16 protein-coding genes are annotated in these 23,153 nt (G+C 62.0%); 4 read left to right on the top strand and 12 right to left on the bottom strand.

The genetic code is table 11. From position 1 onward, the window contains the following. Positions 1-22 precede the first annotated feature (22 nt). Together PJE01S_RS00925 and PJE01S_RS00920 are read left to right on the top strand one after the other, a co-directional pair. The gene (locus PJE01S_RS00925; protein ID WP_068831257.1) at positions 23-1,324 is read left to right on the top strand and encodes a sensor histidine kinase; all 1,302 of its coding nucleotides are present in this window, start codon (positions 23-25) and stop codon (positions 1,322-1,324) included. Positions 1,325-1,372: 48 nt separating this feature from the next. After that, the gene (locus PJE01S_RS00920; protein WP_068831542.1) at positions 1,373-2,359 is read left to right on the top strand and encodes a response regulator; all 987 of its coding nucleotides are present in this window, start codon (positions 1,373-1,375) and stop codon (positions 2,357-2,359) included. On the opposite strand, the gene cqsA is transcribed toward PJE01S_RS00920, so the two are convergent. Continuing rightward, the gene (gene cqsA, locus PJE01S_RS00915; protein ID WP_068831256.1) at positions 2,356-3,609 is read right to left on the bottom strand and encodes an alpha-hydroxyketone-type quorum-sensing autoinducer synthase; all 1,254 of its coding nucleotides are present in this window, start codon (positions 3,607-3,609) and stop codon (positions 2,356-2,358) included. The genes PJE01S_RS00920 and cqsA overlap by 4 nt on opposite strands. A gap of 201 nt (positions 3,610-3,810) precedes the next feature. Further along, the gene (locus PJE01S_RS00910) at positions 3,811-4,242 is read right to left on the bottom strand and encodes a rhodanese-like domain-containing protein (RefSeq protein WP_068831255.1); all 432 of its coding nucleotides are present in this window, start codon (positions 4,240-4,242) and stop codon (positions 3,811-3,813) included. A gap of 193 nt (positions 4,243-4,435) precedes the next feature. Between PJE01S_RS00910 and PJE01S_RS00905 the strand changes: the two genes are divergently transcribed. Then, a complete protein-coding gene (locus PJE01S_RS00905; RefSeq protein WP_068831254.1) occupies positions 4,436-5,350 on the top strand; it encodes a PPK2 family polyphosphate kinase in 915 nt (304 codons plus the stop codon). A 27-nt stretch (positions 5,351-5,377) separates the two neighbouring features. On the opposite strand, the gene PJE01S_RS00900 is transcribed toward PJE01S_RS00905, so the two are convergent. The 4 genes from PJE01S_RS00900 to PJE01S_RS00885 all read right to left on the bottom strand — a co-directional run bounded on the left by PJE01S_RS00900 (position 5,378) and on the right by PJE01S_RS00885 (position 10,308). Next, positions 5,378-6,100, bottom strand: coding sequence for an ABC transporter ATP-binding protein (locus PJE01S_RS00900; protein ID WP_068831253.1), 723 nt, complete (start codon positions 6,098-6,100; stop codon positions 5,378-5,380). 17 nt (positions 6,101-6,117) lie between these two features. After that, the gene (locus tag PJE01S_RS00895) at positions 6,118-8,052 is read right to left on the bottom strand and encodes a branched-chain amino acid ABC transporter ATP-binding protein/permease (protein WP_068831252.1); all 1,935 of its coding nucleotides are present in this window, start codon (positions 8,050-8,052) and stop codon (positions 6,118-6,120) included. Positions 8,053-8,054: 2 nt separating this feature from the next. Continuing rightward, a complete protein-coding gene (locus PJE01S_RS00890; RefSeq protein ID WP_068831251.1) occupies positions 8,055-8,930 on the bottom strand; it encodes a branched-chain amino acid ABC transporter permease in 876 nt (291 codons plus the stop codon). Between the two features lie 139 nt (positions 8,931-9,069). Next, positions 9,070-10,308: an ABC transporter substrate-binding protein gene (locus PJE01S_RS00885; RefSeq protein WP_068831541.1), complete on the bottom strand. Its 1,239-nt coding sequence runs from the start codon at positions 10,306-10,308 to the stop codon at positions 9,070-9,072. Between the two features lie 391 nt (positions 10,309-10,699). Between PJE01S_RS00885 and icmF the strand changes: the two genes are divergently transcribed. Next, the gene (gene icmF / locus PJE01S_RS00880) at positions 10,700-13,993 is read left to right on the top strand and encodes a fused isobutyryl-CoA mutase/GTPase IcmF (protein ID WP_068831250.1); all 3,294 of its coding nucleotides are present in this window, start codon (positions 10,700-10,702) and stop codon (positions 13,991-13,993) included. A 22-nt stretch (positions 13,994-14,015) separates the two neighbouring features. On the opposite strand, the gene PJE01S_RS00875 is transcribed toward icmF, so the two are convergent. From PJE01S_RS00875 to PJE01S_RS00850, 6 genes are all read right to left on the bottom strand, one after another. After that, positions 14,016-15,167 (bottom strand): PstS family phosphate ABC transporter substrate-binding protein, encoded by a 1,152-nt coding sequence (locus PJE01S_RS00875; protein WP_169804349.1) that lies wholly within the window; start codon positions 15,165-15,167, stop codon positions 14,016-14,018. Between the two features lie 78 nt (positions 15,168-15,245). Then, a complete protein-coding gene (locus PJE01S_RS00870) occupies positions 15,246-16,409 on the bottom strand; it encodes a PstS family phosphate ABC transporter substrate-binding protein (RefSeq protein ID WP_245660514.1) in 1,164 nt (387 codons plus the stop codon). 164 nt (positions 16,410-16,573) lie between these two features. Then, positions 16,574-18,067, bottom strand: a complete 1,494-nt coding sequence (locus PJE01S_RS00865; protein WP_218017484.1) for a substrate-binding domain-containing protein — start codon at positions 18,065-18,067, stop codon at positions 16,574-16,576. Positions 18,068-18,072: 5 nt separating this feature from the next. After that, entirely contained in the window at positions 18,073-18,948 is an 876-nt protein-coding gene (locus PJE01S_RS00860) for a hypothetical protein (RefSeq protein WP_084389281.1), read from the bottom strand. 14 nt (positions 18,949-18,962) lie between these two features. After that, on the bottom strand, positions 18,963-21,482 hold the full coding sequence (locus PJE01S_RS00855; protein WP_068831248.1) for a TonB-dependent receptor: 2,520 nt from the start codon (positions 21,480-21,482) through the stop codon (positions 18,963-18,965). Positions 21,483-21,828: 346 nt separating this feature from the next. Then, entirely contained in the window at positions 21,829-22,929 is a 1,101-nt protein-coding gene (locus PJE01S_RS00850; protein WP_068831247.1) for a PstS family phosphate ABC transporter substrate-binding protein, read from the bottom strand. Positions 22,930-23,153 lie beyond the last annotated feature (224 nt).

The raw sequence follows: 23,153 nt of genomic DNA, 5'->3' as shown, positions 1-23,153 counted from the left end.
TTGTGCTGGAGAGATTTTTAAAGTGAGGGGCATCCGCTTCCAGGCATGGCTTGCACAGCATCCCTTGCTTCAATGGTCGCGCAAGGAGTTGATACTTGCCCCCTTAGAGCCTATTTTGCATCCATCGTCCCCGCGGCTTTGGTGGCTGGGTCTGTTTATTTTTGTCGGCCAACCTCTTTTCGGCTGGATCTGGTCGACGTGGCTGCCGCAACCGTACGAAAATCCGCCGCTTCGGATCATCGCTAGCTTGCTAGGCTTTAGCCTGATGACACGCCGGATTAACCATGACCCCGCAAGCCGGTTGACGCAAAGACTCTTTGGCCTGGTGTTCTGGCTGGAGTTGCCCGTGCTGTTCAGCTGGATGTACCTTTGCAACAGCGGCAGCGCAGTGTGGCTCGCCACGATGAGCGTCATGGTGCTGATTTATTACCACGCCACCGACTGGCGTTTGGCCACCCTGGGGACGATCACGGGCGGTCTGGTGGCCTGGGGTCTATTCAAGGAAATAGGTCCGGCAGCGCCCCCTGTCCCCGAAAGCCAGCGCCTCGTTCATGCGGTGGTGTTTGCATTTTCATGGGCAAGTGCACTCGTCCTCAGCCTGTCGTCTGCCAACCTGCGGCGAGAACACCTGTCCAGCACCCTCGCCACCATGGGCATCATGGCGCATGAACTGCGTACGCCGCTGTCTACCGCCGCCTTGATTGGTGACGCGATTCAACTGGAAGTACAGCGCCAGCCCGATAACCCTCGCGCAAAGCAACTTGAGAAGCTGGCCTTCCGTCTGCACACGCTGGTTCGCAACATGAACCACCAGATCGACACGCAAATCGCCAATGCCAAGCTGATGCAGCTGCCGCGCCATACCGAACAGGTGTCCGCCGCGGAACTGGTCCGCAACGTCGTGGCGGCTTACCCCTATATCACCAGCCGTCAGCGGGAATGCGTGAAGGTGGTCATTCACGAGGACTTCGTGTTTCGGTCGTCCGCCGCGCAATTTTCACAGGTGCTGGACAACCTGATCAAGAACGCACTGCACTCATTGACGGCGGCTGACTCCCAATATGCCCCAGGTGCACTACGTATTGAAGTCGGCCTGCAGCGGTCGGGCGGCCGTATCGCTGTGGCTGATGAGGGCATGGGGATTGAGGCGAAATTGCTGCCCCATATTTTCAAACCATTTTTCTCCAGCAACCAGGGCACCGGCCACGGTCTTGGTCTGGCCTTTTGCCAACAAGTGGTGCAAAGTGCAGGCGGAAGCATTCATGTGAAATCTGAATACGCCGTCGGTGCCATTTTTACGATTGAACTGCCCGTCGTGGGCTGATGCCGTTGCAACGGTTTATTTTTTGACCCCTTGATGAGCCCGATCACCATGTCCTTTTCACTCTACCGCCGCCCCGGGGGCGTGGTTTTTCTTGATGACGACCCCGACTATCTCGAAATGCTGGCCGAAGTCATGCCGCCAGACTGGTACGTTCGCCTGTTCCTGCGCCCCGGGCACTGCATCGAACTGCTGCAGCAGGAACCGCCCCTCTGGGAAGCTGATGCCTGGCGCCAGCAGGAAATCATCAATCGCTGGCGTGAAGGGGCATCCCTGATTTCGCAAATCCTGCAGTACTGGCGAGAGGACGGCACGGCGCGCTTCGCCCTGACCCAGGTCTGTGTGGTGGACTATTCCATGCCCGCCATGAGCGGGCTGCGGGTACTCAGTGAATTGACAGACTGGTCCGGCTCACGCGTTTTGCTGACGGGCCGCGCCGACGAACAACTGGCCGTCTCGGCCTTCAACCGCGGCTTGATCGAGCAGTTCATTCCCAAGCAGTCCCCTGAAATTCGCCTGCGCCTGACAGATGCCATTCAGAACCGGTTTCGTGTTCCTGACGGGCGGCACCAGCAAATCTGGCGTGCCACCCTGTCCCGTCAGCAGCACGCATTGCTCTGCAGTCCCGCCATCGCGCTGGAACTGGAAAATCTGGTGCTCCGGCAAGGATGGATAGAACATGTGACGATAGGCGCACCCTTCGGCGTGCTTGCGCTGAACCACAAGGGCGCCGTGAGTTGGCTGCAGCTGGAGCAGGCTGAAACCCTTCCGGAGCTTGCCGAAATGGCCGCATCCCAGGACTGGGATGCGGCCACCGTGCAGGACATCCGGGCTGGCAAAAAACTCATTGACCTGGAGCTGCAACTGGCGCTCGGCGCAGACCACAAGCCACTGGCCCGTCCGGCGTTTGCCATAGCATCCGACCCAGCGCCGCTCTATGCCGCCCTTTTCACGGTCAATGACCCCTTTTGCCCTGGCTTTATGAGCAGTCACGAACGCTTTATAGCGACATGCGGCGAAAGAACGCTGCAGTCCTAGGCTTGGCCCCGCGTGGCACGGGCCCGGCGAGCAATGGGCCAATCCCAAGGTTTCACAATAGGAGCAATCTCGCGGGCTACAGCTTCCACATGGTCGAGCTCCAGGTCCATCAGGCCGGCACTCAGCGTCATTCGCATCATGGCGCGCTTGCTACCGGTCGCTGGCGCGCAGAACATGGCAGAAAACACATTGCGCTCCTCCAGACGGTCACGCAGCACCATGGTGTCGGACTCCAGGCCAGCCTCCAGCGCAATGATCTGCTCGCTGCCCTGATGGATCGGATAACCCAACTCACTCAGACTTCCACGCAGACGCTTGGTATTCGCCCGCAAGCGAATCCGTGCATCGTCGCTCCGGCGTATCACCTCCAGGGTAGCGGCCAGCCCGGCAATTTCGTGGGGCAGCAGGCTGGAACTGAAAATATTAGGAAAGCTTGCACTGAGAATGTAGTAGTGCATATGTGCCGGCGCCGTGAAGAAGCCGGCACGCCCCGCAAAAGTCTTGGCCAGGCTGGCGGTGATAAAGTGCACGCGCTCTGTCAAGCCCAGCTCGGCGCACAGGCCTGCGCCCTGCGGGCCGTGCGTTCCCAGTGAATGGGATTCATCGACCAATATCATGCAGCCGTATTGCTCTGCCACCTCCACCATTTCCTCCAGCGGACAAAGCGCGCCCGTGGTGCTGTAAACCGAATCCACCACCACAATGCCGGGCCCGTTTTTGGCGGCCACGCGGGCGAGGTGCGCGGGGTCGTTGTGGCGGAATGCATGGGCCGGCGCACGTGCCGCGTGGACACCCTCCCAAAGTGAAGCATGGGCCAAGGTATCCAGATAGACCGGTGTTTGCGCATCGGCAATGGCCTGCAACAAACCGACGTTGGCCGAAAAGCCCGACTGGCAGATGAAGCCGTCTTCCTTGCCCACCCAATTTGCAAGTGCCAGCTCCAGCGTGCGCGTCGGATGCTGGTTGAGCTGGAACACGCCGGACTGGACCACAAATTCCTGTTCCTTGCGCAGGGCGTCGACCTGCGCCTGAACAATTTGTGGATGGCCTGTGACGCTGAGGTAATCGTTGCCGTCGAGACGAATGGCGTTGGAGCTGGGCTGCTTGCCATGCAAGGCGAATTTTCCGCCCCACTGTTGGTCCCAGCGTGGCGTGAAGTCGCGCGCAATGCGCTGGGTCAGCTGCGATCCAAGGGCGGGGTTGCGGAAGGTTGGGGTGGCGGCTGGCAGTTTGCGTTCGAGTACTTGCATGGGGGGCTCCGTTGATAAAAAACCCCATTGAATGCGCTCACACAACTTGACACACCCCACCCCCTGTCAGAACTGACAGGTATTGATTTAATTCCCCCTCCTTCTTTTTGCATCGATAAATGACGAATTTGCCTCTGTCATCGTTGATACAACGCCGGGAATTTACGCAAATTGTTACAATTAACAATGGACCGCGTCGGTCTACCCCTGCTTCCAGGGCAGGCCCTGAAAACGCCAACCGCCTCGATGGCCGCGCTGCCCCTGCTCATCGGCATCGCCCTCAAAGCCTTCCAGAATGTTGTATGCCTCCAGGCCCAGCTCGGCGGCGCGCTTGGCCGCAGCCACCGACCGCACGCCACTGCGGCACAGCAGCACGACTTTCTTGCCTGCCGGCACGGCCGCTTTCAGCCCTTCGTCAAAACCAGGGTTCATGGCCATGCCTGGCCACTGCTTCCAGGCCAGCGCTATCGCGCCCGGCACATAACCCACCCATTCACGCTCGGCGTCGGTACGCACATCGACCATGACGGCGTCGCCCGCCTGAATCCATTGCAGGGCGAGCGGGGCGGGCACGTCGCCGGCGTAGCCTGACGCAGGCCGTATTTGAAGCAAAGATGAAGCAACGGTTTTCATGTCGGTACCTGTGGTGTTTCGAGTTGAATCATTCACGCCCCTACGCGAATGCGCACAGCGGCATGGCTGAAAATCGAGTGTATTCTTTCGCGATAAACGCGGGCATGTCAGGAGAACGACGCCAATCAGCGCGGCGCGACCGCCCGGCGACATGCAAAATCGGGAGTACCTTGATCAACTCCCGGAGACCCCGATGCCCTCGACCCCTGGTGCCCCTCCTCTCTCGCCGGATACCCCTGCCGCACGCAAGTCGCTGGCCAAAATCCTGGCTCCGTGGCAGCCCGCACCAACGAGTGAAACCCCGGGCCAGGACAGCAACAACAGAAAGCGCAAGCACCGCTCACTGGCTGACTTCGATCCGGCCGCCAAGCCATTCTCCATCGGGGACAAGCAGCTCGACAAGGCAGCCGTCGAGGCCCTGGCCCTGGAGCTCGATGAGCTGCAAAACCTGTTCTACGCCGACAAACGCTACAAGCTGCTGGTCATATTGCAGGGCACCGACACCGCCGGCAAGGATGGCACGCTGCGCGACGTGTTCAATCGCATCAGTCCTCTGGGGGTCCAAACGGCCGGCTGGAAGGCACCCACCGAAGAGGAGCGCGCGCACGACTACCTCTGGCGCATCCACCAGAGGATGCCCGGTGCGGGCGAGATGATGATTTTCAACCGCAGCCACTATGAAGACGTGCTCGTGCCCCCAGTCAACGGCTGGATCACACCAGAGCAAACAGCCCAGCGCTACCAGCACATCAATGATTTTGAGCGCATGCTGAGCGAAACTGGCACCGTGATTCTCAAATTCATGCTGCACATCAGCCTGGACGAGCAACGCGAGCGGCTACAAGCCCGGCTGGATGACCCGACCAAACAGTGGAAGTTCAACATGGGCGACCTGGAGGCGCGCAAACAATGGAAGCAATACCAGAAGGCTTATGAAGACCTGCTCAACGCCACCAGCACGCCCTGGGCGCCATGGACCGTGGTGCCGTCCAACTCCAAAACCCACCGCAACCTGATGGTCGCCACGGTCGTGCGCCATGCACTGCAGAATCTTGAATTGCGCTACCCGCCCGGAGACCCGGCGCTCAAGGGGCTCAAGGTCACCTGACGGGCAGCCGGCCGCGGCAGGGGAAATTCAGTGCCCGCCGCCCAAATAGGCGGCCTTCACCGCAGGGTCATCGCGCAGGCTGGCCGCCTCGCCATGCACCGAAATGCGGCCGTTTTCGAGCACATAGCCGTAATCGGCGACCTTCAGCGCCGCTGCGGCAAACTGCTCGACCAGCAGCATGGTCACCCCGCGCGACTTCAGGTCGGCAATGATGCGGAAAACCTCTTCCACCAGAATCGGCGCCAGGCCCATGGAGGGCTCGTCCAGCAGGACGATTTCAGGGTTCAGCATCACGGCACGCGCCATGGCCAGCATTTGTTGCTCACCACCGGACAAGGTGCCGGCCAGCTGGCTACGGCGCTCCTTGAGGCGCGGAAACAATTCCATCGCCCGCTCCAGGTCGCCCTGGACATCGCCTTTGGGCCGGCTGCCGGTCAGGCGAGGAAAGGCGCCCAGAATAAGGTTGTCGGTGACCGTCATGGTGGCAAACACACGCCGCCCTTCGGGTGAATGCGCCAGGCCCTGCTTGGCAATGGTGTAGGACTCCAGGCCATCGACGCGCTTGCCATGCAGCGTGATTTCGCCGGCCGTGGGCCTGATCATGCCGGACACGGCGCGCATGGTCGTCGTCTTGCCGGCGCCGTTGGAGCCAATCAGCGTGACCACCTTGCCCTTGGGCACATCCATCGAGATGCCGTGCAGGACTTGCACCTTGCCGTAACCGGCTTCGAGATTTTTGATACTCAACATGGTGAACTTCTCTTTTTTTATGCGGCGGAGCCACCGAGGTAAGCCTCGATCACTTTTTCATCGGCCTGCACGTCAGCCGGTTTGCCTTCGGCGATCTTCTGGCCAAAGTCCAGCACGGACACCGTATCGCACATGCTCATCACCACATCCATGTGGTGCTCGATCAGAATGACCGTGATGCCATGGTCGCGTATCTTGCGGATGATGCTCACCAGCTCCTTGATGTCAGGCGCCGTGAGTCCGGCGGCCGGCTCATCGAGCAACAGCAGCTGCGGATCGAGCGCCAGTGCACGCGCGATCTCCAGCAGGCGCTGTTTGCCGTAAGGCAGGTTGCGCGCCTCTTCGGCGGCCAGATCTCCCAGCCCCACGAAGCGCAGCAAGCCCAGCCCGCGCTCGACGGCGGCCTTTTCTTCGCGGTTGTAGCGAGGCGTGTGCAGCGCCACATCGACGATGCTGCTGTTGAAGGTGTGATGCAAACCCACCAGCACGTTTTGCAGCGCGGTCATTTCACCGAAGAGCTGCACGTTCTGGAAGGTGCGCGCAATACCCGACGAAGCGATGTCCGACGAAGTCCGGCCAACGACCGAACGACCGGCAAAGTCGATGCTGCCCGCCGTCGGAACATAAATGCCGGTCAGCACATTCATCATGGTGCTTTTGCCGGAGCCGTTGGGACCAATCAGGCCGTGGATGGTGCCGCGCTTGACGCGCAGATCCACCTGGTTGATGGCCTTCAAGCCGCCAAACTGCATCAGCACTTCCCTGGCCACCAGCAAATCGCTACCGGCCTCGCCGGCCCCGGCACGGGCCGCGACCATCACGGCATCCTTGCCCGCATCCACCGGCACCGCCGCGTCAACGCTCACCACGGTGCGGACATGGAGCAGGTTGCGGACAAAGCCCACGATGCCGTTTTGCAGGTAATACACGACGAAGAGAATCATCAGGCCGAAAATGCTCAGGCGCCAGTCGGTGATGGACTCCAGCCAGAACGCAAACCCCGCCAGCGCAACAGTGCCAAACACCGGAATCGCCATGGCCTTGGGGGGGGTCATTTTTTTGATCACTCCCACCACGGCGCCCACGGTGATCAGCGTCGCCAGCACGGTGGAAACGACGCGGAACAGCTCCAGATCGTCCAGCAGCTTGGGCAAAATCACAATGATGGCGGCGCCCAGCAAGGCCCCGGAGCGGGTCTTGCGGCCACCCATGATGACCGCCAGCAAAAACAGCACCGTCAACTCGAAGTTGTAGGTATTGGGCGAGATGTACTGCTCCGAATAGGCATACAGGCAGCCGGCCAGCCCGGCAAAGCCTGCGCTGATCACAAAGGCATACACCTTGTAGCGGTAGACCGATACCCCCATGCAGTCCGACGCCACGGGGCTGCCGCGCAAGGCTTCAAACGCACGGCCCAGCTGCGAGCGGAGAATCCGGTGCACCACCACCAGTGAAATCACCATGAGCGCGAACACCAGCCAGTAAAAACCATGCTCGTTCAACTGCAAGCCGCCGATGGATGGTTTGGGAATCTTGATGCCCAGGGGGCCTTCGGTGAGGAAGGTCATCTCATTGATCAGGATCTGGATGATGGTGCCGAAAGCCAGGGTCACCATGGCCAGATAGGGGCCGGTCACGCGCAGGGCGGGCAAGGCCAGCACGGCGCCAAAGCCGGCCGTCACGGCGATGCTGGCCGGCACGATGAGCCACAGCGGCGCACCCAGCTTCATGAACAGCACACCCGCGGTGTAGGAGCCCACGCCAAAGAGGCCCGCATGGCCGAGCGACACCTGGCCGGTGTAGCCGACCACGATGTCCAGGCCGAACAACAGGATCGCGTAGATCATGATGGTGCCCACCATGTGGATGTAATAGGAGTTGCTGGTCATTAGCGGCACAGCGGCCAGCAAGGCCAGGCCAATCACGGCGGCAACAAGGGTCTTGCGGTTCATCTTCAAACTTTCTTGATCGCGCTTTTACCGAAAAGGCCAGCGGGTTTATAGGCCAGCACCAGCAGCAGCAGGACCAGTCCAGGGACATCCTTGTAGCCGGTGGAAATGTAAAAACCGGTGGTGGTTTCGGCCACGCCCAAAATGATGCCGCCCACGATAATGCCCATACCGCTGGTCAAGCCGCCAATGATGGCAACGGCAAAAGCCTTGAGTCCCAGCACGGCGCCCATGGTGGCGCCGGTCAGCGTCAGTGGCGCAATCAGCACGCCGGCAAAGGCGGCGGTGGCGGAAGACAGCGCATAGGAGAAGGTGATCACCAGGCCGGTATTGATGCCCATCAGCTTGGCGGCATCACGGTCATTGAAAGTGGCCACCACCGCCTTGCCATAAATGGTCTTGCGATTGAAAAACTCCACGGCCAGCATCATCAGCACGGCACCCACCACCACGAGGATCTCCATGGGCAGCACATTGGCACCCAGTACCTTGAGGGGGGCCTCAGGCAGCGGCGAGGGAAACTTCAGGTCGTCCCTGCCCCAGACGTTCTCGGCCACGTTCTTGAAAATAATGCCCAGCGCAATGGTCGACATGATCCAGCCAAACTCGCTCTTGATCTTGATGGCGGGACGCACACCGATGCGCTCGACCAGGCCCCCCTGCAACAGACCGAACACAATGACCAGCGGAATCATCAGCCAGTAGTTCAGCCCCAGATTGACCAGCGTCAACCCGACCATGGCGCCCAGCATGAGTGCATCGCCCTGACCGAAGTTGAGGGTGTCCGAGGTCTGAAAGGTCAGCTGGTAGCCGAAGGCAATGACCGCATAGATCATGCCCAGCGCCACGCCGCTATAGACAAGTTGAAGCAGGATTTCCATAAATACAGTTCCACGAAATGGCCCAGGGTCTTTTCATAGTGGCCCTGAGCCTTATGACGCAAAGGCTCTCGACGTAAAAAAGGCACCGCGAAAGCCGTATCAGCCGGCGCGGTGCCAATCACTCAATCAAGCTGTCGGATTACTTCTTGGCAGCGGCAGCTGCAACCTTGGCCTTGGGGTCTTTCAGGCGCAGGTCGCCGCCTTTTTTCATGTCTTCCGCATAGGCATAAACCACCTTGCCACTCTTGACTTCGCCAAACACGGGAATGTTGGCGGTAATGGCCTCATGGTCGTCCTTGGTGAAAGGCTTGTCATACGTGGTCACGGTGCCTTCAACCTTGGCAGTCAGGTTTTCCAGCGCTTCGCGGATTTTGGGGCCTTCTGTGCTGTTGGCCTGCTTGATGGCGGCGGCCAGCAGGAAGATGGAGTCATAGCCCTGTGCAGCCGACACCGGTGAGTCGATGCGGTTGTTCTTGGGCTTGAAGGTCTTCAGGTAAGCGTCAATGAAAGCCTTGCGCTTGGCGGTGTCGGGCTGCTGGATAAAGGTTTGCGGCATGCGCGCGCCCTCGCCGCCGGGGCCGGCATTGTCGATGTAGTTGGCCATGGAGAGCGTCCAGCTGCCGACCATGGGCACTTTCCAGCCCAGCTTGGTCATGCCGTTGGCAATCTGTGCCAGCTCGGGGCCTATGCCGTAGGTCAGCACCGCTTCCGCGCCGGCTTCCTTGGCCTTGAGCAGTTGCGCGGTCATGTCCACATCCTTGATGTTGAACTTCTCGACGGCCACCGGTTTCACGCCCTTGGCAGCCAGCGCTTTTTCCAGATCTTCGCGGCCAAGCTGGCCATAGTTGGTGGAGTCGGCCAGAATGGCGACCTTTTTGAAGCCACGGCGGGTGATGGCCTCTTCCACAATCATCGGCGCCTGGATGCTGTCATTGGCGGAGTTGCGGAAGACGTAATTCTCGGGCTGGTCCTTGAACTGCTGCGTGATGACGCTGCCGGTGGCCACGTTATTCATCACCGGAATCTTGGCTTCCTGGAAGAAGCGCTGCGAAGCGAGCGCCACGCCGGTGTTGATGTAACCCACGACGGCGGTGACTTTTTCCTTGTTGATCAGCTCCTGGGCGATCTGCACGCCGCGCTCGTTCTTGGCCTCATCGTCACGTTCAACCACCTGCAGCTTGCGCCCCAGAACGCCACCGGACTTGTTGATTTCCTCGACAGCGAGCCTGACGCCATCACGCATGCTGACACCCATGGAGGAAGAGCCACCGGTGAAAGGGCCATTGACGCCGATCTTGATCGGGTCGGCTGCAGTGGCAATACCGGCAACGCTCAAAACAGCTGACGCAACGGCCAATTTGGCAAAACGAATATTCATGTTGTCTCCATAGTGGTAAATAAACTCAGCCTGCACATCGGTCAGCCCGACACCGCAGTACGCCTCCTGCAAGCCACGGATGCCGTCCTAATCTATCCGACTTGACGATAAGTTGTCTTAGTGTTTTCAGCAGGCTGGCACGAATGGGCGGCAAAAGGCGATGAACTTTTTTTAGAAATCCGCCAAAAATATTTCACACGCACTTTCACGGTGCGCCCTCGCGCAGGAATCTAGGGGTTAACCCGGAGCCATAACCTATTAATCACGGCGCGGCTTTACCCTGAAGCACAAAATTTTCCGACCCACTTCAAGTTGACGTTTACGTAAACGTAATATCATGCGTTGCCGGCCTCCGATCGGGGCCATTTGCCACAGCCGAGGAATAGACGCCATGACCGACCTGTCTGCAGAGTACAAGGCCCTTGCCCATTACCGCCCCACGCACAAGGTGCGCTTCGTCACCGCCGCCAGCCTGTTTGACGGGCACGATGCCGCCATCAACATCATGCGGCGCATCTTGCAAAGCATGGGCGCCGAAGTGATTCACCTGGGGCACAACCGCAGCGTCGACGAGGTGGTGACGGCGGCCCTGCAGGAGGACGCGCAGGGCATCGCCATCAGCTCCTACCAGGGCGGGCATGTGGAGTACTTCAAATACATGGTGGATTTGCTCAAAAGCCGCGGCGGCGAGCATATCCAGGTCTTTGGCGGCGGCGGCGGCGTGATCGTGCCGCCGGAAATCCGCGAGTTGCAGGCCTATGGCGTGACACGCATCTACAGCCCGGAAGACGGTCAGAAGATGGGCCTGGCCGGCATGATAGGCGAGATGGTGATGCGTTGCGACAAGGACCTGGCGGGCTTTGCGCCGAAGGACATCCAAGCCATTGAAGGCCACGGCGAGATGAACTGGCGGGCGCTGGCGCAACTCATCACCGCACTCGAAAACGACAAGGCCAGCAAGCCCCTGGTCCAGGCGCTACAGGCGCAGGCTGCTACCAAAAAGATACCGGTTCTGGGCATCACCGGCACCGGCGGCGCCGGCAAATCATCGCTGACCGACGAATTGATCCGCCGCCTGCGGCTGGACCAGAACGACCAGTTGCGCGTGGCTGTCGTCAGCATAGACCCCTCGCGCCGCAAGAGCGGCGGCGCGCTGCTGGGCGACCGCATCCGCATGAATGCCATCACCCCCTGGTCGCAGGGGCCGCGTGTCTTCCTGCGCTCCATGGCCACCCGCGAATTCGGCTCGGAGATCAGCAAGGCCCTGCCCGATGTGATTGCCGCCTGCAAGGCCGCCGGCTTCGATTTGATCGTGGTGGAAACCTCCGGCATTGGCCAGGGCGATGCCGCCATCGTGCCGCATGTGGACGTTCCCATGTACGTGATGACGCCCGAGTTTGGCGCGGCCAGCCAGCTGGAAAAAATCGACATGCTGGACTTTGCCGAGTTTGTCGCCATCAACAAGTTTGACCGCAAGGGCTCACTTGATGCGCTGCGCGATGTGTCCAAACAGGTGCAACGCAACAAGGAAGCCTGGACCACGCCAGCCGACCAGATGCCGGTGTTCGGCACCATGGCCGCACGCTTCAACGATGATGGCGTCACGGCGCTGTATCAGGCACTCAAACCCCGGCTGGCCGCGCTGGGTTTGCCGCTGGAAGGCGGCACGCTGCCCGTGGTCGCGGTGCGCCACAGCACCAATCAGACACCGGTGGTGCCGTCGGCCCGTACCCGTTACCTGGCCGAAATTTCCGACACGGTGCGCGGCTACAAAAAGCGCAGTCTTGAGCAGGCCACATTGGCCCGTGAAATCCAGCAGTTGCGCGCCGCCGCCGCCATGCTCACGGCTGACAAGCCCGACAAGGTGCACGCCGCCGAGGCGGCGATTGATCTGGCGGTTCTGCGCGAACAGGGGCAGGATCCGGCCGCCAAAAAACTGCTGGCCCAGTGGCCAGAGATGCAAAAGGCCTATGCGGGTGATGAATACGTGGTGAAAATCCGCGACCGGGAAATCCGCACGGCGCTGACCAGCAAATCGCTCTCGGGCACCACGATTCGCAAGGTCTGCCTGCCCAAGTACCAGGACCACGGGGAAATCCTCAAGTGGCTGATGCTGGACAACGTGCCCGGCAGCTACCCCTACACCGCCGGCACCTTCGCCTTCAAGCGCGAAGGCGAGGACCCGACCCGCATGTTCGCCGGCGAGGGCGACCCGTTTCGCACCAACAAGCGCTTTCGCCTGCTCAGCGAAGGCATGCCGGCCAAGCGCCTGTCCACCGCCTTCGACTCGGTCACGCTCTACGGCAACGACCCCGACCTGCGCCCCGACATCTACGGCAAGGTCGGCAATTCGGGCGTCTCCATTGCCACGCTGGACGACATGAAGGTGCTGTACAGCGGCTTTGACCTGTGCAACCCGGGCACCAGCGTCTCCATGACGATCAACGGCCCGGCGCCGACCATACTCGCGATGTTCATGAACACGGCGATCGACCAGAACATGGACAAGTTCCGCGCCGACAACGGCCGCGAGCCCACCGACACCGAGGCCGCCAAGATCCGGGAATGGGTGCAGGAAAACGTGCGCGGCACGGTGCAGGCCGACATCCTGAAGGAAGACCAGGGCCAGAACACCTGCATCTTCAGCACCGAGTTCAGCCTCAAGGTCATGGGCGACATCGCCGAGTACTTCGTGCACAACCGGGTGCGCAACTTCTACTCGGTGTCCATCAGCGGCTACCACATCGCCGAGGCCGGCGCCAACCCGATCAGCCAGCTCGCCTTCACGCTGTCCAACGGCTTCACCTTTGTCGAAGCCTATCTGGCGCGCGGCATGCACATCGACGATTTCGCGCCCAACCTGAGCTTTTTCTTCAGCAACGGCATGGACCCGGAATACACCGTGATGGGCCGCGTGGCGCGCCGCATCTGGGCCGTGGCGATGAAGGAAAAATATGGCGCCAACGAGCGCAGCCAGAAGCTGAAATACCACATCCAGACCTCGGGCCGCAGCCTGCACGCGCAGGAAATCCAGTTCAACGACATCCGCACCACCCTGCAGGCGCTGATCGCGATTTACGACAACTGCAACAGCCTGCACACCAACGCCTTTGACGAGGCCATCACCACGCCGACCGAAGACTCGGTGCGCCGCGCCATGGCGATTCAGCTCATCATCAACCGGGAGTGGGGGCTGGCCAAAAACGAAAACCCGTCACAGGGCGCCTTCATCATCGAGGAGCTGACCGAACTGGTCGAAGAAGCGGTGCTGGCGGAATTTTCTGCCATCGCCGACCGTGGCGGCGTGCTGGGCGCCATGGAAACCGGCTACCAGCGCGGACGGATTCAGGACGAGTCCATGCACTACGAGATGCTCAAGCACACCGGCGAGCTGCCCATCGTTGGCGTCAATACCTTCCGCAATCCGCATGGCGATGCGGTACAGGACAAGCTGGAGCTGGCCCGCTCGACCGATGAGGAAAAGCAGAGCCAGCTTCAACGCCTGGCCGACTTCCACCAGCGCCACGCCAAGGCATCTCCCGCCATGCTCAAACGCCTGCAGCAGGCGGTGATTGAGAACCACAACGTGTTCGAGGTACTGATGGCGGCGGTGCGCGTCTGCTCGCTGGGGCAGATCACCCATGCGCTGTTTGAGGTGGGTGGGCAGTACCGGCGAAATATGTGACGCAGTGACTGGCTGTAGCTCCTTAACAGCCGCCGGGATCGCCGTTCGCACCCAGCAGGCGCCGCGCCGCCTCCACCTGCACCGCGCGCAGAGGCAGCATCACGCCCTGGTCGAGCACGATCTGCTGGCCCTCCCGGCTGAGGATAAAGCGCACGAACTCCCGCAGTGCGGGCTCCAGCGGGCGCCCTGCCACGCGGGCCAGCACGATATGCGCGACACGGCTGAGCGGGTAGCGCGCCAGCGCCACGTTTTCATAGGAGGCGTCGACCGGCGGCCCGCCGGCTTCCTGCGCCAGCGGCACCGTCTTGATCCCGGCGACCAGATGCCCCATGCCGGTGAAACCGATCGCATAGGGGTCTGCCGCCACTTGGCCGGGCACGTCGGCCTCGGTTCCATTAGCCATTACATCGTCGCGCCACTGCCCCTGCCTGGAGCCGAGGCTCAGCACGCGCTCGTGCACGACGATGGCCCGGGCCGACGCTTGCGCGCCTTTCCACGATGCGGCGCCAACGACATGCACCGGCTTGTCGGCCCATTCGGTCACACCCAAGTCGCCCCAGGTGCGCACCGGCCCATGGCCACGCAACCGGCTGCTGGAGAAGACCGCGTCGAGCTGGGCCAGCGTCACCCCCCGCAGCGGGTTGGCGTCGTTGACGACGACGGCGACGGCATCGACAAACCCGAAATGCCGCCAGGCCCCGCCGGCCACCGGGATGGCCTGCGGTGCCACGCCGTGCGCGCGCCGGAACGCCGCGATGTCGGACGCCGCCATGTCGCGCGACACGAACGCGAAATCGCTGCCGCCATCGAGAAACTTCTGCATCGGCGGGCTCAGCGAGCCTTGGGGCGCCAGGTAGGGTGGCGGTGCGCTGATGCGCACATCCGGTTGACGGGCCTGGAACGCCGCCGCCCAGCGATGGACGAGCTTCGGCAGGATGGCCGGCACGCTGCCTTCGATGGAGCCGCGCAACGGCTGTGCGGAACAAGGCTGGTAAGCGGGAAGGTCCGGGTCGAGCCGAGGCTGCAGGACCTCGGGCTCCGGCAGCAGCCGGCCGTCGCGCGCCCATGCCGCGGCGCTGGCCTGGGCATCGACCGCCGGAGCGGCGCCTGCCGCCCCGTGCAGCACGATGGCGGCCACGAGGACAAGGCTCGACGGCAGGAGGTGCAAGCGCATGTTCGTGGTATCCCAGGATTCGGCAAGACCCATCGGAGCCAAGGGTTGCACGCTCTGGCGAAGGCGTGCGGTTTTTCTTTACCGATCGAGCAGCGCGCGGGAACTGGTCACCTGATGCGCGCGCAGTGGAATGTAGCGTGCGTGGTCGAGTATCACCTGCTGGCCTTCACGGCTGAGAACAAATCGCAGGAACTCTTCAATCACGGGGTTAAGTTTCTTGCCCGGCACCTTGTTGACGTTAAAGAAAGTCAGGCGGCTCAGCGGATAAGTAGCCAAGGCGACATTCTCGTAGGTCGGAGCCTGCGGTACATCACCGGTACGCTCTACCACCGGGATCATCTTCACTGGGGCATCGATGTAGGCAATTCCCGAATAGCCAATGCCGTAACGGTCTTCGGCGACGTGCTTGGCCATCGGAAACACCTGCTTCTCGAAAGTGATGTCTTTGCGCCATTCGCCGCGTTTATCACCGACGTTCATGACGCGCTGGCGAATGAACTCCTCGAAGCCGTTCCAGGGCTTGATGCCGTAAAGCTTGATGGGCTTGTCGGCCCATTCTCCGGTGAGGCCCAACTCACCCCACTTGGTGATGGCATTACCACCGCGATGGTGCGTGGATGAGTACATTGCGTCGATCTGGTCGAATGTGATCTTCTCCAGCGGATTGTCCTTGCTGACGAAGAACCCAACCGCATCGAGCGCACCGAAATGGCGATAAGAGCCGCCCGATATCGGCACGCTCAATGGAGCGTAACCGAATTTGTCGCTGAAGGTCGTTATGTCGCTTGGTTTCAGCTCGCGCGAGACGAAGACGTAGTCGAGGTCTCCCTTGATCAATTCGATGGTACCCAGGCTTCCTGCATAGGGCGGCGTAATGGTCATCGTGACGTCGGGGTAGTAGCTCTTGAATTTTTCGAACAACTTCTGAGCGACCACGACCAGCACGTCAGAAGCCCCCCCATTGAACTTGCCCGTCAGCTTGATGTCGCGCCTCGGTTGGTAAGCCGGCAATTGCGCATCCAGCATGGGCTGCAGAACCTCGGGTGCCGGCAGTTCTCGCCCCTTTTGGCGACCGGACTCAGCCTGTTCTTCGGTCTGCTTCGGGTTGGTTTTCAGCGCCGGCATCACCCATTCGACCATGGGCCGTTCTCCCGTTTGGGCATATGCTCCTCCGATGGGGCTAAGGATCGCGAGTGCGCCGCCGGTGAGCAGCGCCTTCGCAGCCAGTTGCTTGAGTTTCACTGTCGTGTCTCCTGTTAAAAATTGATGTGTCGCCATCTTTGATGATGGGAGGTCTAAAGTTACGCCTCGTCCCTATCGCCAGTCTGAATCGATTCTGAAACTTTTTTCAGGCAGTGCCTGTGCGGTATCTCTGCAGAGCGTCCTTGAGGCGTACTCTCTTTTTCTTATTCTAATTTTGCGAGTTCTTCCTCGACCTCACGTCCACTGAGCGGGAAATAGCCGGAATACAGAATGGGCTCCTGGCCCTCGCGGCTAAGTACATAGCGAAAGAACTCCTTGACCTGCGGCGCAAGCGCCTGGCCCGGCTTGCGATGCAGGCGGATGTACATGTAGCGCGTGAGCGGATAGCGTCCGCTCGATGCGGTCTCGCCGTTGCCCTCGACGTACGGGCCCGATTCGCTCGCTGCTACGGCCAGCGACTTAAGACCGGGACCGCCCTCCTCGAATCCACCGAAGCCGATGGCCGCCGGGTCCTGCGCGATGGCCTTGGCGGTGTCGGCGATCGAGGCTTCGTGTCTCGCATCGTTCCACGCACCGCCACGCAGCACCACGCCCTGCATCGACATCGCGTTCGGCGCAACCCGTGGCGGCATGTGGATCGCGATCGGGCGCTCGGCCCACTCGCCCGTCAGGCCAAGTTGACCCCAGCGCGTGATGGTAGGCGAGCTACCGAGAATCGCCGCGAGCTGCGGTACGGTGATGCGACCAATAGGATTGTTCGCGTTGACGAAAATCGCCTGCGCCGTGGTGCGCTGAGGTGTGTTGAAGCCGCCGCGCGCGACACGTACCTCGAACAGCTTTTGCCCCGGGTACAAGGCCGAGTAGGCGGCAGCTTCGTCGGGCCACAACTCGCGTCCCATCGGCGCCAAGTCGGTTTCGCCTGCAAGCAAAGCGTGGAATCCGTTCAGCGTACCCAGATGCTCCCAGCGCTCGCCGCGCCGCACGCCTGGCTGTACGGCATGCAAGCCATTCATCCAGCGCTCCATCAACGACTTCATGCCGTCGCTGCCGACACTGCGGACGTCGCCGTGCACCTGGGCGCCTGCGCGATAGGGTGGCAGGGCCGGGTCCAGGGTGGCCAGAAAACCGTCGAGCTTGGGTAGTTCCTGCGCCGCTTCGGCGGCCGACAAGGCACGGAAGCCAGCCTGGCGTCCAACAATCTCCTGCCCGTCACGGCTGAGCGCGAAGCGCACAAATTCCTGCAGCTTGGGCGCCAGCGGCGCATCGGGCCGCTTGTTGAGCGCAAGGTAGGCGGGCTCGCCACCACGCCAAGCGACGCGCACCAGCAGCGGCTTCTTCATCATGTCACCGGCGAACTGGTGCGCATACGGCGCCAGTTCGGCAGGCAGCGGCGCGCGCGTCATCGGAGCCACATCGGCCAGCTCGAACATCAACGCGCCGACCGCAGCCACGTCACCGACATGCAGCCAGCGCTGGCTGCGCGTGACGCCAGGCTGGCGCTGGTGGAAGGCGTCGATCCACGCATCCATCAGCGGCTGCATGGCCGTGTCGCCGACGCTGGCGATAGCGCCTGAGGCCACACGCTGCGGACGGTAGCCCTCTGAAGGCGGAGGGGCGGCTTGCGCACCGATAGCCAGAAGCAATGCGGCGGCGTGCAGCGCCGCGCGGATCGTGCGTTTGACAGGTCTATTTTGCATGGTAGTCATGGATCAAGTTCGTCGAGAGCGGGAGTGTTGGCAATTCGCCGCTGAAGCTCGTCGCGTAGCGCGACAGCCTTGGCGAGCAACGCCTGCTGATCGTCACCGGTACGGTAGGCATAGCCGACGTTCATCGTCCCGACAGCACTACCGCCAGCGTCCCGCAGCGGAAGGTCCACGCCGAAGCGCCGGCCGTTCGAATACACCCCGGTCACAGGCTCGGTGCCCGCAAGGATCTTCAGGTCGTCGGCATCGGCCTTTTTGCCGTGGCGACCGAAGGTCGAGCCCAGCAGCACCAGCTCCCCGCTGGCGCGGTTGTGCCCGCGCAGCGCCAGCACGCGGACCTCGGGCTGGCGTTCCTGGGCCTCGTCGACCAGCTTCTGCGCGCGGGTCTTGGTCGTTGCCGATGGGTCGAAGGGAAACGGGTCCATCAGGTTGCCCGTGTTGAGGATGCGCCGGGCCAGCGTGTCGCGGATGGCCTGGGCCTTGCGCTCGTACTGGGCCGTGTCTTCGCCGGCCCGGTACGGCCAGACGAGGCCCAGGGAGCCGACGGTGTCGCCGGTCGCGTCGCGCAGCGCGATGTCGATCGAGATGCGCTCGCCGCTACGCGCCACCTTGACCCGGGTTTCGCCGGTGGCGATCACGCGCAGGTCGTCCTCGTCGCCCGGCTTGCCCAGGCGCCCGATGTTGGAGGCAATGACAATGTTGCCGTCGCTCTTGGGCGGCGTGACGTGCATCGCCGCCACCAGTACATCGCGGTTCTGCGCGACCGTGCGGTCGACCAGTTCCTGCGCGTAGATCTTGACGGGCACCTGCGCTTGCACAGGAACCGCCAGGGCAGCCACGAACAGGGGTAGAAGGAGGCGGATCATGGGTTTCATGGTTGCGGCTTTCGTCAGAAGCTGATCTTCGCGTTGAACCGGATGCTGCGGTCCATGCCGGTGCCCAAGGTGCCGGTCTGCACCGAGTTCCAGTAGCGCTTGTTGGTCAGATTGTCGATGCTGAGCTGGAACGTCGTCGGACGGCCGGCCAGCTTGGTGGCGTAGCCGGCGCCGGCACTGAATAGCGCGTAGCCCGGGATGAAGCCCTGGTTCTGGGGGTTTACCGGACGCTTGGAGATGTAGGCCGCGCCGGCCGTTAGCGTCAGGCCCGGCAGGAAGGCCGCGCGGTGCGTGACCGAGAGGTTGCCGACAAAGTCGGGCGTGTTCTCGGGCACCAGGCCCTCGATGGTCTTGTCGCGCGCCGCGTGCTGCACTGCATGCAGCCATTGCGCGGCGGCGTTGACCGTCCAATGGCGGGTGATGTCGGCCGAGACCACTGTTTCCACGCCGCGGAACACGGTCACGCCGTCGTTGGCAAATATCCTGGTGACCGGATCGGTGACCGCATTCACCCGCTTGATGTCGAAGTACGAGGCGCTGATCGACACGCCCTTGAAATACGAATCGCGAATGCCGATTTCCTTTTGCGTCGAGATGCCCGGCGCCAGGATCTCGAACGCGTTTTTTGCGATCAGCGGTGCCACGCCGCCATCTTCCAGCCCCTTCATGTAGCTGGCGAACAGCGTGGTCGTGGGCCGGATGTCATACAACACGCCAAGCGCGGGCGAACTGGTCGTCGCCGACTCTTGCTTGACCTGGTTGTCCTGCGACGAACGGGTCTGTCGCAAGCCGGCCAGGAACTTCCACTTCGGTCCCCAGCCGATGGTGTCGTACACGTAGAGGCCCGTGTCCTTGCTGTCCTGCAGGGGCAACGACGTGGACGGACTGGTCGGGACCGGCACCGGCAGTGCGATGGGGTTATAGATGTTCAGCCGCTGCGGCATCACGATCTGGTTCTGCGCCGGCGTCATCGCATCGCGAACGCTGCTGGAAATACCCAATGTGAGATCGTGCTTGAAAGGCCCAGTGTCGAATTTGCCGATCAGTTCCGTTCGCTTGAAGCTGTTCACATATTCCTGCGTGACGGTATTGACGGTTGGAATGCCGTTATTGCCGGTAGCGACGTCGTAGCCGCCGATGCGTACCGTCAACCGCGAGCGGCTGGCGTTAGAGCGACCGATCTCGCCGATCACCTTCCACGCGTCGTTCAGAAGGTAGTCGGCGCGCAGCTGCACGTTGGTGGTCCGCGGCGTGTACAGCGCCCACGGACCGGACAGCAGGTTGCGCGGGTCCGGCACCTGGGGAATCGGGATCACACCTTTCACGGCCGCCGGCAGGCTCACCGTGCCTTGCTCGACGACGTCGCGGCGGTAGTTCTCGAGGTCGAGCTGGAAACTCAGCCGGCTGGTCGCCTTGAGGTCGGCACCGATACTGGCGAACTCACTGTCGCCACCCGCCCCGCGCACACCATTCTCCAGGTGAGCCGCAGACAGGTTGGCGCGCACTCCCAACTGCTTTTCCTCGCCGAAGCGGCGGCCCAGGTCCACGGCCGCGCCGTACTGCCCGAACGAGTTGCCCTGCAGCGAAACGCTGGTCACGTCGCGATCGAGCGCGCGCTTGGTCACCAGGTTGATGATACCGGCGGGACTGGCCACGCCGAACATCAGCGCATTGGCGCCCTTGAGCGTCTCGATGCGCTCCTTGTCCTCGGTCGGCGTCGTCACCACGCCGGCAATGGCCAGCCCGCCGTTGAGCCGGTAGTTGGAAAACAGGTTGAGCTTGATGCCGCGGATGTTGATCGAGTCGTTGGGGCTGCCCTTGGAGTTGGAAGGCGAGACGCCGGCCTGGTTCTTGACCGCCTCGGTGTAGCCTTCCTGGCTGTTCTGCAGGGCCTCGCCGGAGGCCACCTCCTTGGTCATCGGCAGTGACTGTTTGTTACCCAGCGCCTCCTTGTTTACCTCATCGTCCAGAGCCTCCGGCGGCACTGTGCGGCGCGCGCCCGACGGCTCGGCGCGCCGATCACCCGTTGCCACGCGGGCCGGCTCGGCCAGGCTCGCGGCCTGCGGAATGAGCGGGGCGAGCGTGTCGCGGATCTTCTCGCCCATGCGAATCAGCGTGGTCTTGTCGTTCCCCGAGCCGGGTGGATAGGGAAAGGTCAGCTCGATCACGCCGACAATGCGGCGCTGCGCATCGAACAGCGGCAGGTGCACCTCGACGTTCTGGTCGCCGGTCTGGTTCACTTCAATAAACGGCGTGCCGGTCTTGTAGACCTCCAGATCGTCCGGATCGGTGCGGTTTCCGATGCGCTTGGCGGACCGGGCTGCGACGATCGCGCTGTGCGAGCCCTGCGGCGGCACGGCATGCAGGTCGAGTTCCAGCAGTTCGGGGTATTCGGCCACGGTGCGGTCGACCAGCGCCTGCGCGTGTGTCTTGGCTTCGACGCGCGCGGTCGCGGCAGCGTCCGCACTCTGCGCCCGCGCCAGCGGGAAGGCGGCCATCACCGCAAACGCCAGCAGGGTTTTTTTGAGAATCATCGTCTGTCTCCTTATATTTTCATACTTATTCGAACTTCACGGGTCAAGCCGTGTGGAATCTGCCTGCTTATGCCAAGCGTGGACGAAGATTAGGCGCACAGGCTAAAGCCAAGCTGTCGCGTTTCTGAAAACTGTTTCAGGAACCATGCGACGACTTGCCCTATTTCCGGGAAACACGAAATGGGCACCTGGCAGGCCAAAGTTCGACCCGATCTGTGGCCGCAATGAAGAGCGTCCCGGAACCATGACGGCTGCGGAACGCTTGGGGTCTGAGAGCCTGCACCAGCCGTGTTGCCGGTGCAGGCATGAAAAAGGGAAGTCGTCTCGTTCCCCGGTCGCCGTGGCGTCAGTCCGGCCGCTCGAGTTTGGCGAGCTCCTCGCGCACAACGGCGGGGGTCAGCGGGATGTAGACCCCTTCCTTGGCGACGACATCCTGCCCCTCGCGGCTCAGCACGGCCTTCAGGAATTCCTTGACCTTGGGCTCCAGCGGCTTGCCCGGCTGCTTGTTGACAAAGATGTAGACGTAGCGGCTCAGCGGGTACTTGTGCGAATAGACGTTTTCCAGCGTCGGCGCCACGAAAGGCTCGCCCTCCTTGGCGGCAAGCGGCACCACCTTCACGTTGGGCGTGAGGTTGGCCAGCAGCGCATAGGTCAGCCCGCCCGGGTGCTGGGCCATGTCGTCCGCGGCGACGTTGAAGGCGTGGCTGAAGCCCTTGCCCTTGACGAACTGGACGCCTTCGCGGTACTCGCCGCCTTGCAGTACGTTGAGCTTGAGGAAGTATTCAATGCCGTTGACCGGCTTCAGGCCGTAGAGATGGATGGGCCGCTGAGCCCACTCGCCGCCCAGGCCCAGGTCGCCCCATTTCGTGATGTCGGCATGGCCGCGCAGGCGCGTCTTCGAGTAGATCGCATCGAGCTGCGCCAGGGTCAGGCCCTTGATCGGGTTGTCCTTGTCGACGAACACGACGGAGGTGGCCGTCTTGCCCAGCGAGCCCACGCTGCCCGTGGCCACGCGGATCGCCATCGGCTTGTAGCCAAACTTCTCCACAAAGCCCTTTTCCTCGGCAGGCAGCAGTTCGCGGCCCACCGGCGCCAGGTGCGCCTTGCCCTCCGTCAGGGCCGGCCCACCCGTCCCGGAGGCGCGGGCCTCGATCGTGACGCTGAGCCTCGGGTAGGCCTTGCGCATCAGCTTGGCCCAACCGAGCGTGATCTCGTCCATCACGTCGGCACCCACGATGTTGAGCTCCTCCTCCGGCTTGACAGTGACCTCGCCCGGCGTCCAGCTCGGGATGGAGGAGTCGACCGCCAGGTTGTGCTCGGGGGCCGCGTATTTCAGGGCGAAGGCGGGCGTCGTCAGCAGGGCTGAAAGCGCCGTCAGGCCGGCGATTTGTACCAGGCGAGTCGCCAATCTGGCGTGCCGGCGGCTGGAAAGCGTTGAAGTTGTCATTGCAAATGTCTCCTGCCCTTTCGGGCTATGGTAAAAAAAACGAAAGCACGGTGCCCGTCCGGCGAGCGATCAGGGATTGAACGCAGCGCATCGAAGCGAACCCACCGTTGGACAGGCAGCTTAGGATTCCACGCTAAAGGTGAACTGAACGAATTCTGAAAATCGGTTCAGGAAGTGTCTCCTACGGCGGCGGAGGCCTCTGAATGCGTCGTAAAAGTTCCTTC

This window comes from Polaromonas jejuensis NBRC 106434, assembly GCF_001598235.1.
Lineage (GTDB): Bacteria > Pseudomonadota > Gammaproteobacteria > Burkholderiales > Burkholderiaceae_C > Polaromonas > Polaromonas jejuensis.
This window is presented reverse-complemented; position numbering and strand designations above follow the sequence as displayed.

What these genes read in the sequence shown, in the direction of transcription:
- PJE01S_RS00860 (WP_084389281.1), bottom strand. Translation starts at nt 18,948, where the DNA reads ATGAAACCCATGATCCGCCTCCTTCTACCCCTGTTCGTGGCTGCCCTG.
- PJE01S_RS00910 (WP_068831255.1), bottom strand. Translation starts at nt 4,242, where the DNA reads ATGAAAACCGTTGCTTCATCTTTGCTTCAAATACGGCCTGCGTCAGGC.
- PJE01S_RS00890 (WP_068831251.1), bottom strand. Translation starts at nt 8,930, where the DNA reads ATGGAAATCCTGCTTCAACTTGTCTATAGCGGCGTGGCGCTGGGCATG.
- PJE01S_RS00900 (WP_068831253.1), bottom strand. Translation starts at nt 6,100, where the DNA reads ATGTTGAGTATCAAAAATCTCGAAGCCGGTTACGGCAAGGTGCAAGTC.
- icmF (WP_068831250.1), top strand. Translation starts at nt 10,700, where the DNA reads ATGACCGACCTGTCTGCAGAGTACAAGGCCCTTGCCCATTACCGCCCC.
- PJE01S_RS00920 (WP_068831542.1), top strand. Translation starts at nt 1,373, where the DNA reads ATGTCCTTTTCACTCTACCGCCGCCCCGGGGGCGTGGTTTTTCTTGAT.
- PJE01S_RS00865 (WP_218017484.1), bottom strand. Translation starts at nt 18,067, where the DNA reads ATGCAAAATAGACCTGTCAAACGCACGATCCGCGCGGCGCTGCACGCC.
- PJE01S_RS00895 (WP_068831252.1), bottom strand. Translation starts at nt 8,052, where the DNA reads ATGAACCGCAAGACCCTTGTTGCCGCCGTGATTGGCCTGGCCTTGCTG.
- PJE01S_RS00875 (WP_169804349.1), bottom strand. Translation starts at nt 15,167, where the DNA reads ATGCGCTTGCACCTCCTGCCGTCGAGCCTTGTCCTCGTGGCCGCCATC.
- PJE01S_RS00905 (WP_068831254.1), top strand. Translation starts at nt 4,436, where the DNA reads ATGCCCTCGACCCCTGGTGCCCCTCCTCTCTCGCCGGATACCCCTGCC.
- PJE01S_RS00885 (WP_068831541.1), bottom strand. Translation starts at nt 10,308, where the DNA reads ATGAATATTCGTTTTGCCAAATTGGCCGTTGCGTCAGCTGTTTTGAGC.
- PJE01S_RS00850 (WP_068831247.1), bottom strand. Translation starts at nt 22,929, where the DNA reads ATGACAACTTCAACGCTTTCCAGCCGCCGGCACGCCAGATTGGCGACT.
- cqsA (WP_068831256.1), bottom strand. Translation starts at nt 3,609, where the DNA reads ATGCAAGTACTCGAACGCAAACTGCCAGCCGCCACCCCAACCTTCCGC.
- PJE01S_RS00855 (WP_068831248.1), bottom strand. Translation starts at nt 21,482, where the DNA reads ATGATTCTCAAAAAAACCCTGCTGGCGTTTGCGGTGATGGCCGCCTTC.